General features: G+C 53.1%; 7 protein-coding genes. 4 read left to right on the top strand and 3 right to left on the bottom strand.

From position 1 onward, the window contains the following. Positions 1-2: 2 nt before the first annotated feature. Positions 3-443 carry a cupin domain-containing protein gene (locus tag KW848_RS00910; RefSeq protein ID WP_223530927.1) on the top strand — a complete coding sequence of 147 codons (441 nt, stop codon included), beginning with the start codon at positions 3-5 and terminating at the stop codon, positions 441-443. 33 nt (positions 444-476) lie between these two features. Next, on the top strand, positions 477-1,034 hold the full coding sequence (locus KW848_RS00905) for an NADPH-dependent FMN reductase (protein ID WP_218534754.1): 558 nt from the start codon (positions 477-479) through the stop codon (positions 1,032-1,034). 93 nt (positions 1,035-1,127) lie between these two features. On the opposite strand, the gene KW848_RS00900 is transcribed toward KW848_RS00905, so the two are convergent. The 3 genes from KW848_RS00900 to KW848_RS00890 form a co-directional block, all read right to left on the bottom strand. Beyond that, positions 1,128-1,493, bottom strand: a complete 366-nt coding sequence (locus KW848_RS00900; protein WP_218534752.1) for a histone-like nucleoid-structuring protein, MvaT/MvaU family — start codon at positions 1,491-1,493, stop codon at positions 1,128-1,130. A gap of 137 nt (positions 1,494-1,630) precedes the next feature. Beyond that, positions 1,631-8,269, bottom strand: coding sequence for a DUF3320 domain-containing protein (locus KW848_RS00895; RefSeq protein WP_218534750.1), 6,639 nt, complete (start codon positions 8,267-8,269; stop codon positions 1,631-1,633). A gap of 167 nt (positions 8,270-8,436) precedes the next feature. After that, positions 8,437-9,441 carry a hypothetical protein gene (locus KW848_RS00890; RefSeq protein ID WP_218534746.1) on the bottom strand — a complete coding sequence of 335 codons (1,005 nt, stop codon included), beginning with the start codon at positions 9,439-9,441 and terminating at the stop codon, positions 8,437-8,439. A gap of 463 nt (positions 9,442-9,904) precedes the next feature. Here KW848_RS00890 and KW848_RS00885 point away from each other — a divergent pair, with 463 nt between their 5' ends. Both KW848_RS00885 and KW848_RS00880 read left to right on the top strand, forming a co-directional pair. After that, positions 9,905-10,714 (top strand): phosphodiester glycosidase family protein, encoded by an 810-nt coding sequence (locus tag KW848_RS00885; protein ID WP_218534744.1) that lies wholly within the window; start codon positions 9,905-9,907, stop codon positions 10,712-10,714. A gap of 125 nt (positions 10,715-10,839) precedes the next feature. Next, on the top strand, positions 10,840-11,631 hold the full coding sequence (locus KW848_RS00880; RefSeq protein ID WP_218534739.1) for a hypothetical protein: 792 nt from the start codon (positions 10,840-10,842) through the stop codon (positions 11,629-11,631). Positions 11,632-11,734 lie beyond the last annotated feature (103 nt).

The raw sequence follows: 11,734 nt of genomic DNA, 5'->3' as shown, positions 1-11,734 counted from the left end.
CCATGGCGCAGTTGTGGGCGACCCCAGCAAATCCGGTACGCCTCGAACAGGAACGTGATCCCACGCTAGGCAACTCTTCACTGATTCCTCCTCAGGGCGGCACCAGCATCGCCATGTTCGATTTCCCACCGGACTCGGTGATGCAGAACCCCGTGGATGGTGTGCGGGCCTATGAAGAGTTGGGGGCGGCTTTGCCTGGCTTGATCGAAAGTTTTGAACCGGAAAACCCGGGTATGCACACCACCGCCACCATCGATTACGGAATCATTCTGGAGGGCGAGATGTGGCTGGAACTGGATAACGGTCAAAGCCGTCTCGTAAAGGCGGGAGACATCGTTATTCAAAATGGCACACGACACGCGTGGCGCAACAAAAGTGAGGGGATTGCCCGAGCACTGTTTGTGATGATCGGCGTGTCATCTCCAGAGAAACAGGTCGTGTAGTTTTTTGATTATCCATCTCTCTGAAGGATTTTTATGGCCACTGTCGCTTATCGTCTACTCGGTATTTCAGGCAGCCTGCGTTCACAATCAACCAATACAGCGGTACTCAAGACCCTCTCCAATCGGTTGGGCCATCAGGTAGAAATGAGTCTCTTCGCACTGAATGAGATCCCCCTTTACAACTCCGATCTCGAAGCGCAGATGCTGCCTGCATCGGTGGCGGTACTGAAAGATGCTATCGAACAAGCCGATGGCTTGATCATCTGCTCGCCTGAATACAACTACGGCACTTCAGGCGTGCTGAAAAATGCACTGGATTGGGCATCTCGCCCGGGCTTCAACTCACCGTTGAAAAATAAACCCGTGCTCATCATGACGTCTTCACCAGGCGTGCTTGGCGGGGTGCGCGCCCAGGCACAATTGAGAGAGACGCTATCAGCGACCCTTTCCAGAGTCATTCGCGGCCCTCAGATAGTCATTCCGGGCGTCAATGAAAAGATCCAGGACGGCAGATTCATTGATGAAAAAACGATTGAGTTCATGCTTGCCGCCGTTGATGACTTGATTAGTGAAATCAAAGCAGCCTCGTAGAAGGCTATCCGGGACGATACCAATACCTAAGTCTATTCACTCGTCGTGTTTAACAAAAAAGGCCCTCTCGGGCCTTTTGTACTCAAACCAAGATCATTTGGTCAGCCAGGACTCGACGGTCGCGGAGCCGTGTTCTGCTTTCCACTCTTTCAGAGTCTTGTGGTTGCCGCCTTTGGTCTCTACGACTTCGCCGGTGTGAGGGTTCTTGTAGATCTTCACTTGGCGTGGCTTGCGAGTGCCAGCTTTGGATTCGACTGCTGGAGCACGACGACCGGCCTGTGGATCAAGCAGCTTGATTACATCTTTTAGGCTGTAGCTGTACTCACCTAGCAGAGTACGCAGCTTGCTCTCAAATTCCATCTCTTTTTTTAGGCCAGAATCGCTTTTCATCGACTCAAGCTCTGCGAGTTGTGCGGCCAATTGTTGTTCGAGTTGACGGAATTCTGCAAGCTTCGACATATAGCACCTCTACGAGTGATCTAGATAAGCATGGGAAAGAGCTAAACCAACTGCATCTTCATCGCTCAAATGTTCAAACAGTATCTTATAAAACCCCAGTATCAGCTACTTATCGATACCGGGGTCGCTGCGATTTATTAGTTATCTCGAACCAAAAGGGCTGTTTTCTCGAGCCTCAACCGACTGGATGCTGTCAGCTTCTGAAGTCCCAGCTCTCTGGCCATGGTGTGCAGTAATGCCTCCCCTGCTTTGCCTTTGGCACAAAGCTCCCGAGCGAGTGATGCCAACTCATCGCAACAGATCTCATCAACCGGTCGGATACTCGCCTCATCTTCTGGACGCCGACAGACAACTGCAGATGCATCAGTTATATGGCTCGGCCAGTAGAACTCCCCGACATCATCAATCGTCATACGATGTGTGCTCTGCGCCATCGCCGACACTCTTTCTCGAATCTTCGAACCCGTACGCACCCAACCATGAGCCCTGGCAATTCGCCGAGCAAGAATTACATCGAGAATAGGCCCTTCTTCGCTAATCACATGCTCGATGAGTGCGCTTAAAACACCTGAGTAACTCGCCTCAAAAAACGCATCCGGATCCACCCCTTGGACACTGGAAGCAGGATCGGACTCTCTGTAGTAAACAACCTCCACCGGAGAGTAATGCGATTGGGAGCTGCTCGCAGGCTGAGGAGCCAAAGCGACTGTTGCGTACTGCTGGTTCTCAAGAGTACCTGCTTCGTCATTTGCACTCTCGATTGTCAGCGGCTCAGTAACGGAACCTATGACCTCATCGATGACCTCAATAACCTCAACCATTGCAGTTTCGGCCAGTAAGCGGGTGGCCTCCTCCCGGGCGTCATGCTCGGCGCGTTGAGCTCGACTCAACACGAGCAAAGCGGTCAGTCGTTCATGGATAAGATCAGCGGTGCCAACGGCGTTAATCCACCAGTCAGTTGACCATATACGCAGAATCTCCCAGCCAAGCCCACGCAATACATGCTCACGCAGCTTGTCTCTATCCCGCGCCGTAGCGCTGCGATGGTAGGTTGCCCCATCACATTCCACACCGGCCAGGTAACGGCCTGGCGCATCAGGATCGACCACTCCCAAGTCGATTCTGAATGCCGAAACACCGACTTGAGTATGCACCTGCCATCCTCGGCTTGTGAGCGCCGCGGCGACCGCTTCTTCGAATGGACTATCAAAGCCGCCGACACTGCCGGTGACTGCTTCAGCCAGCGCTCGAGGCCCTCGCTGTGCAAATTCGAGGAAGTGCTTCAGGTCACGCACACCAATCGATTGGGTTCGCGTTAGATCTATTTGTTCAGGTTGCAAACTAGCGAAGACGCACAGCTCGTGCCGAGCCCTAGTAATTGCTACGTTCAATCGACGCTCGCCGCCAGGGCGATTGATAGGGCCAAAATTCATGGCCAGAGTACCCGCTGCATCGCGGCCGTAAGTAATCGAGAAGTAGATGATATCTCGCTCATCCCCCTGAACACTCTCAAGATTCTTCACGAACAGAGGCTCAAGCTCGGTGTCGGCAAAGTAAGCCTCAAGTGATGGTTCGTTACGACGTGCTTCGTCTAACAGATCCTCAATAAGCTTCTGCTGCTCACCGTTAAACGTCACCACGCCAATGGTCAGTTTGCTTTCTCGGAATCCCGGGGAACGCAGACGAGCAACTACATCAGCGACGACTGCGCGCGCTTCGATCAGATTTGTTCTTGATCCACCTTTGGAATAGACACCCGCAATCTCGTGCAGTTTGACGGCACGGTCGTTCGTCACAGGTGATGGGAACGTAACGAGCTTGGACTCGTAATAGCGTTGGTTTGAGAACGCAATCAAGCTTTCATGGCGACTGCGGTAGTGCCAATTCAGATGACGAACTGGAAGGTTCGCGCTGATGCACTCATCCAGAATACTCTCAAGATCGGCTTCGACATCTTCATCATCCGCCGTTGATTCTGCGCGATCGAAGAATGACGTTGGAGGTAGCTGTTTGGGGTCACCGACCATCACAACTTGTTTACCACGCGCCATAGCCCCAACTGCATCCCACACGGGAATTTGCGAGGCTTCGTCGAAAATGACGAGATCAAATGCACTCGCGCCAGGTGTGAGGTATTGGGCGATGGAAAGCGGGCTCATCAGCATGCACGGCGTCAGTTTCGTCAACGCATCTGGAATCTTGGACATCAACTCGCGAAGCGGCAAATGACGAGTTTTCTTACCCATCTCGTACCTGAGTACACCCCACTCCGAGGAACGGGTTACGCTCTCCGGATTAGGAAGATCCGCACAAAGACGTGCCCGTAGCCAATCACGGGTCAATGCAGTGAAGCGATCATCCAGGGCTCTGAAATCCCGAATTCGCTGCTCATGTTCAACACTCACAAAACCACGAATGACAGGTTCGTTGTCTACGACAGCGTTCAGCCACCACCGAGCGTAGTTGGTTTCAAATGAATGGCGGACTTCGCCGGCTTTGACGAGGTTGCCCTCCATAGCCTGAACCAGACTCGAGAGCCCCGCGCCAACCGCCTCTTCACGCACCTTGCGCCATGCGCACCAGGCACGAACACCGGGCTCAGATCGAACCATGGACTCGCAATGCTGCAGTAGCGCATCCAGCGTAAACAGCTGGATGTCCGCTTGCCCTGATTCTGTAAAACGCCCCGCCGTCGCTAGAACATCCACCCGCTGATGGAGTAACTCAAAGCACTGACGCAATTCAGCACCTGATTGGCAAACTATGCCCTCGGGTTCAAGCAGTGCATTCGCGTCACCGAGCAGTACCTGTATTGCACTGCGATACGCAGATACAAGCTCAGGTGTCGTACCGAGCTGAGCAAGTGCGGACGCCAAATTTCCCTGGAACGCGACCGCGTCCGAGACCTTGTCTACCTTGGTTTTAAGACCCGCCCACAGCCCCGAGGTAATGGCACTCAGATCATCAAATTCTGACAGCGCTTTTTCAACGAGATGTCGTTGCTGGAGCACCGCCAAGTCTGCCTGCATGGTCTTGCCGCATCGGCCGACTGCTACTGGGTCGTGATCCCCCTCGAGCCCACCCTGCTCGACCACTGGACGACGCGAGGTTTGAAAAGCAATTGCAGCGAACAGCGGTTCCGCGTCGGTGTTAAGCCCAGACCATAATCCTTCTGTAAGGTCGCCCAAGTGCAGATAGGGAGCTAGCTCCAGGTCAAGCAGGACAATAGAACGCATATGGGCTAGGTCTGATTTCAACTGCTCACCGCAATGACCTTCAGCGATAACATCGAACCCGACATCAGTCCAAGGCTCCTCCGCTGTCACGCAGAGCGTTGCTTGGCGCAACTGAATGACAGCCTTAAGATTCCGCGTAACCGATAGTGAGCCGTCCCAGATTTGCGTGCAGTGTTCCCCCAACTCCATTGTGTCGAGCTTCTCGCGCAAGTCACGGATCTGAATCCAGACACGTAGGTCTTTCGCCACATCGGGTTCTGCACCACCGGAGACAGCTGTTGAGAGAGTCTTTGTGACTTTGCGCGTCCCCATCAGTGACTTGGGCCAAAACGACTGCTCTGCGCTTTGCCAATCTCCGAGTAATTCGCGTACATCAAGTGTTTCAATGATGTCGGTGTAAGTCGCGGAGAGCTCTTGTTTGAGTTCCGCGATACCGTCGAGCATTTCTATTGCTTGGCTCAGTGTCTCAAACGTCTGCACTGGCCAGGCTGGGCTGAGCTGCGAAAGCAAAGCCCTGCGTCTCTCCAAAAGGCTGAGACCTTTCTCTGCAGCATTAACCGTCGTGATAGGCCATACCGGTGAAAGTTGCTCGGAGAGCAAACGATGCTTCTCTACTAGCTCCCTGCCTTCAGACAGTCGTTGCGAGATCATGCGACCGTCTGGCCGCAACACGAATCGCCAATCATGGCCCACCGCAAGCGGCAGCGTTGACGACAGGAGTGAAAGACCGCTGCAAACAGAAGGCACAAGAGCGGCGATCGGCAAGCTCGTGGCGGCGCTGAATTTTTCCGCGGCCCGGATAGCGGCTTGCGCGGCAGGAAGCACCTCTCGCGCAGCTTGAATAAGTTGTTGCTGCCAGGAAGGCGACCACTCTCCCTGACCAACCAGAGCAAGTGGGTGATTTGACAACACTCCATATCCGATTGCCTGGGCGTTCACTTCCAGACGATCTGACAACTCCCGCAGTGCTGCCATGTCCTCCCGCGTATGAACATGTGGCGATGACCACAACATATCCATCGGCGTAATAGATGCGCCGCCACAGACAACTCCAATCGCGTGGTAGATGCTGTACCCGTTCGTATAACGCTGGTGCAGTCGCTCTACGTAGGTGTTCAATCCGTCGCGTAACGCCTGAAGACGATCAGCTTCGGCATGCCATGTTGCGGAATCCACTACCCCCTTCGCATCCCAAGCTGACTGTAGCTGAGCCAGGACGTCAGTTTTGCGTGCCTTGCTGGAATGGACTTCCAGGCAAAACTCACCCAAGCCGACTTCACGCAAGCGCCGGTAAACGACATCCAGCGCCGCAATTTTTTCAGAAACGAAAAGCACCCGTCGGCCCTGCGCCACCGATTGCGCAATGAGGTTGGCGATGGTTTGGCTCTTCCCGGTACCGGGAGGGCCAATCAGTACAAAATCCTTTCCTTTCGACGCAGCCATCACAGCGGATAACTGCGAGGAGTCAGATGGCAACGGGCAGAACACTTCTCGTGGGTTGAAGTCGATATCCAGGCGTCGATCTTCTGGGAACGTAATGTCTGACGGGAAAGCGTCTCGCGGAGTATCCAAAAGATGCCGAACGACCGGGCTCTCGCGAAGCGCTTCGGCATTCTCAGATAGGTCTTTCCACATCAAATATTTCGCGAAAGAGAACATGGACAGAACAACATCTTCCACGACTTCCCAACCCGCGATGTCTTTGACGGCGCGACCCACCGCCTTCCAGATGGCACCGATATCCAGGCCCGCGTCATCTCGAGGAAGCTCCGTCTCAAGTTGCCCAAGATTCAGTTCAAAATCCTGGCGAAGCATCTCGATGAGCGTTGGGTTGAACCTAGGCTCGTCGTCATGCAGCACCATCGAAAAGCCGGAGCGCGCACTCTTGCGTTCGAGCGTCACAGGGATCAAGACAAGCGGTGCCCGGTACTTCTGCCCGCCTTTGTCCGCTCGCTCCCAACTGAGAAAACCCAAGGCAAGGTAAAGGGTGTTGGAGCCCCCTTCTTGCAATGCAGTTCGTGCCCCACGATAGAGTTCAATCAGCCTTGCTTCCATTTCAGTGCTGGAAAGGCCGACAAACACCTCATTGCGTTTCAATGCATCCAGGGCGTGAAGACGACGAACATCTTCCCGCTCACGTAATTCGTATAGCGCCTGGTCACGTGGATCTGCCCCATCCATTAGGTCGGGACGTGTCAGCAATTTCAGCTTCTTACCGCTGGCCAGGATATCTTCCAGCGCCGCTGGATCAGGTGACTCAAGCTTCAGCGACTTTTTCCCGGCTTTGAAATTGAGCAAGTTATTGCGAAGCGATAAGTCCAGTAGCTTGCGTTGCCACCGTCCCAGACGATCTTTTGGGTCGAGCAGACGCTCATCCACCTCGACCGTAACCGCCTCACCAGGAAGCGCCGGCGCAATACCGACTAATAGCTCCGACCCATCAGCAAGATCATTATCCGTCGGTAACTTTGAAACCTGCGTGTCGGCACTAGCCAAGGGCTTGATACGTTGCAAACGTGCTCTACGGACATCCAAAAGCAGGTGGAAGTTTTCGTCCTGCCCTTCTGCGATCAGTTGTTCGCCACGATCTGTAGCATACGTGAATGGCGGTACTGGATGCTGGGTCGCAAACGTCGTCTCGAACAGCATCAGCTCCTTGAGCTTTATGCGTTTGCGCACGGCTGTGATGTCGTCGATGACGGTCGTGGAAAACTCTTCAGGTTTAAGCCAAAAGCCCGCAAAAGCGTGTCCCTTGGTGAACACCAGGACGGGGTTTAGACCTGCCTGCTCAATTGCGGCGCAAAAGAACAATGCAAGATCGAAACACGTCGCCAGGCCATGTTCCGTAACATGGCTTGGGCTACGCACCTTCTGGCCGGTTTGCTCAAAGCTCGCCGGTGGTAGTGCATAATCCAGTTTCATACGTGCCACTGCAGCCCAGATGGCTGAAGTCAGCTCCCAGGCTCTTTTCGCTCCACCGGTGTATCCATCTAGGGCAGAGCTCTTTTCGCTTTGACGTAATACCTCAGCCGCCTGCTTGAGCAACCGCTCCACCGCAAGATCATTCGGTTGAACAAACGCTGCAGTCATATCAGGGAGATGAGAGAGTCCGCCCCAGTGATTGCGTGGCAACAGCTCCAATGCCAAATCCAGCCGAGCTATTTCCGCTCGACCAGATTCAGCAGACGGATCTGCCGCGGTCAACGTGAAAGTGAGTGTGGCGTTTTCTGCTTCGGTTAGTCGACCTAGCAAGGCACCATCCAAAGCAAGGTCATGACCTGGGATAGGCATGAACGCGTTTGGAGTCAGCGCGTCAATGCGCCAAGTTTTAGGCTTAAAAACTTCGGGATAGGCCGTCAGCGTCAGCACTAGGTCGTTGTACTTGATCGCTGTCTCATTGATTACTCGCAGCTCCCGAATGACAGGAACAGCGTTTTGATAATCCGCGAGATTTAGCTTTGCAACGACTGTACTGTGAATGCTTACAACTTTGATTGGCTCTACTTCAGCGTCAACCGTGATCACTGGTGCCTCGTCCATGTGCTTCCCCTATCCTGCTAATGGAGGCGCACATGAACGCGGAGCGTGGATAGTGGGCTCAACGCGACAAGTAGACGCCAGAAATGGCCACTATCTTATAACGGGATCCAAAGGCGAGTCCGCTGTATTTGCCTGTGCAAAAGCGGTTCACCAATACCGTCTATCTGTTAGACGTTTGTGACGAACTGTCGAGCATCCAGCGCTTTAATAGGTTGAAAACCGGTTGTCTTTTTGAAGGACGAGTTGTGCACGAAATTTTTCATAGAATCGGAGGGGTCGATCGAGTCCATATTCAATGTTTCCAATGTGCGCCGGGAGATCGCGACACTCAAAATGGGTAGCTCTTCTATATGTCCCGTCGTCGAATTAAGGACGTCGTCGACCGCCGTCACAATCACGAGATCATCAGGCAGCATCGACAAAAGTTCGCGCCCTACTCTCAAAACGCAGCTGCACACATAGTCCTGCAAAAGCTCGTTATACCTCCCTGCCGGCATCTTCTTCGTTGAAAGCTTTCCACTCTGCAGCAAGGACTTGATTTCAGCAGGAATAACCCGAACGCCGTGAACGCTAAGGTTCGCTTCCACGAGCCCTGTGTCCCCTATCGAGAATTTGATCGATGTGCCGAGATGAGAAATGTCTGTAAAAGGATCGACAAGCTTGATCGCTTCAAGCTTCGCCTTACCTATACCGCTCAAAACACCCTGAGCGATAGTGTATTCCTGGTGCCAAGAGTCGTGCTCGACTCGCCAATTCGCGACAGCGGCTTCATGCTCTTTGCCATCGTGAAGCCGGCCCGTCTCGATGGCAGCAGCCAAGTTTTTACGCTGACGGGCTTCGAGCTTGAACAATCGTGCGAAAAAACCAGGTGCATAGGTTTGCTCGAGAGATTTCGCATGCGCTTCACGCGTACCCGCGAAAGCAGGTTTTACGGGCTCAGCCCTATCAACGAATGACTGCCAGTCAATCTCCTCCCCACATTCTTTATGCACAGAAAGCAGGACATCGATCTGATTTTCGTAGACCTCGACTTCGTAAGCAGCCTGCTCCAGCGCTTCCATCTTGGCGTATTCTTTCTGGCGGGACTGAAGCTCACGCTGCCTACGCTGGGCATTACGATCAGCTCTACGCGAAGCCGCCTGCATCGAACGCAACGTTCCTTTCCAACCCATTTTTCATTCCTTTGAAGTGTTGGCCGAGCAAAGTCGAACGACAGGCAGCCTTTGAGGATGATGGCATCTTAGCACCTAGGCCCGATTTAGAAAGGAGATGAACCCAGCAAATACGGAGCAAGTTTGACCTGAGTGACAGGTCAGAAAGTCGCGATTTTATTGGGAGTGGGGCTGGCTGCTCGGGATGTTGCCAGCTACACAAGCGATTGTGGCGCTAGTACAAAAGCGAGAGCAGAGAGTTCGGCTTAGAGCGCACCTCGACTCTCCCCAACCTCGGAAATCCCTCAACCTATCCCCTTCCGAAGTATCCATAACGCGCTGGGTTTAACGCCATTGGTGCACCCGGCCTAGGAAAAAATGGCGAGACGCCAGTACCCTTATACATTACTATTCCGCGCGCTTTTTTAGTGCCAGCTAGACAATGTCTGGGTGGCGAAAAACCAATATATAGACAAGAAAAATAATGAAACGGACTTCACCCGCTGCACTTCTGATTTGTTTATTGACCGTAGTGTTTACTGCCCAAGCGCAGGAGCAGCCAGCGACTCAAGAGTGCGTCGAAAAAAACTACCTCTTGGCAGCGGGAGCAGAAGTGGTGACACGGATTTGCGGCGAGCATCAAACCGTCACTGCCTATATCCCTGCGAACGTCTCCGCCCTGTCAGTCCAAGATATCCGGAAGAAAGGCACCGCCAAGGAAGCCTATTCTGCGATCGCGAACAAAAACACCATTTTGATAGCAAGCGGCGGCTTTTTTGGTTTCAGATCAGATGGTGCCGAGAAGCCAATTGGCTTGATCAGGTCGAATGGGAAACGCCTGGTTAAGCTCATGGAGTGGGATCACGGGGGGATTCTGGTCTCTGACCGCAAAGGCAATGTGAAGATCATTCCAGCCCAGAATCGTAATCAGGCAGGCGCATGGTCGGAAGCTGTTCAATCCAAACCGATCATCGTTTACAAAGGCGCAGTCGACATCCGCAAAAATCCGCGGGATGCTGAATTCAACAGAGTTGCCGTTGGTTACACGCTCGAGGGAGAAATGCTGGTTGTAGGCGTTTTCCACTCATTCAGCCAAGCATCCACGCTCTATGATTTTGCGCAAACATTCAAAGAAATCGCCGACAGTCGTAGGCTGAAAATTCACAGAGCCATCGCCCTAGATGGCGGTGCCGGTGCTCAGATACACATCCCATCGAAGGGCTTGCTGTTCGGTGACTCTGGAAGGTCGTACTTTCCGAACGCCATCAGAATCGACCGCTTGGCTGAGAAATAGCCATGTTCGGTATGAGTAAGCAGTTAACCAAAAAATTAACAATCTACGTAAGCGCGCTAGCATCTTGTGGGTCAGCCTTAGCTTGGTGCATAGCCCATGCTGAGTCGATTAAGAATGCGGTTAGCATGTTTCAAAGCCCAGATGCTGAGGTGAGAATTGACGCCGACTCGAAATCCTTGAATGTCGGAGACACGCAGGATTTAGTAATCAAAATCTATCCCACTGCACAACACAAGCTACCCCCTGGGACGGTCACCGTCACATCGTCCTCGAGCAGCTTGAAGGTGATCCCGACCGCAAATGCAGTGGTGGGTGAAATCAGCGGTTCGGGTCTCCTAAAAGAATTCAAAGTACGCGCTGTCAGCTTCACCGACGCTCCGATACAGGTCTCTGCGAGTTACCGTACCGGCGATCTGGAACGAAACTCGACTCCAATCACCTTCAGCATCACGCCCAAACTGCCCACGCTGAAACCACACTTTGAACGGACGGATACGAAGCGAGTCATTCTCGCGGGTGAGTGGGAGATGGTACTCGGTGCAAATTCAGGCGTACTAAAGCTCGTCCAGTCGGAATCCAAGCTCACCGGTTCATTTGATTTCCCTCAATACAAATGGAAAAGCGGAAAGATCTCAGGCAGCAAGGACGGGAACACATTCCGTATGGATTTTTTGATTCCCTCCAAATCTGCGGTGGAACGTCTCTGGGTCGTAGGTGATTACGTCATCGAGAAAGAGTCTGGCAGCATTCAGATGCGCGGATGCGCCTACTATCTGCGAAATGCGCCAGACCAAAGAAAAGAAACTGGCGCCCAAGGGCTTGATTGCTCCCCGGCAGTAAAATTCTCGACCTGGAAAACGCTTCGGGCAGAAAAATTCATGGCCACGGCGAGCTTTGATTTTGGGAGCGATTACTAAACCTCCGTCCAAAGTTCTGACGGAGCGTGCGAACGGCTCAAGCGGGTGGAGTAACCCGCTTGAACCGTTCGCAGTCACCCTGGTGCAAATCTGAATAATTCAT

Origin of the sequence: Pseudomonas sp. PDM25, from assembly GCF_019219045.1 — a bacterium.
Lineage (GTDB): Bacteria > Pseudomonadota > Gammaproteobacteria > Pseudomonadales > Pseudomonadaceae > Aquipseudomonas.
This window is presented reverse-complemented; position numbering and strand designations above follow the sequence as displayed.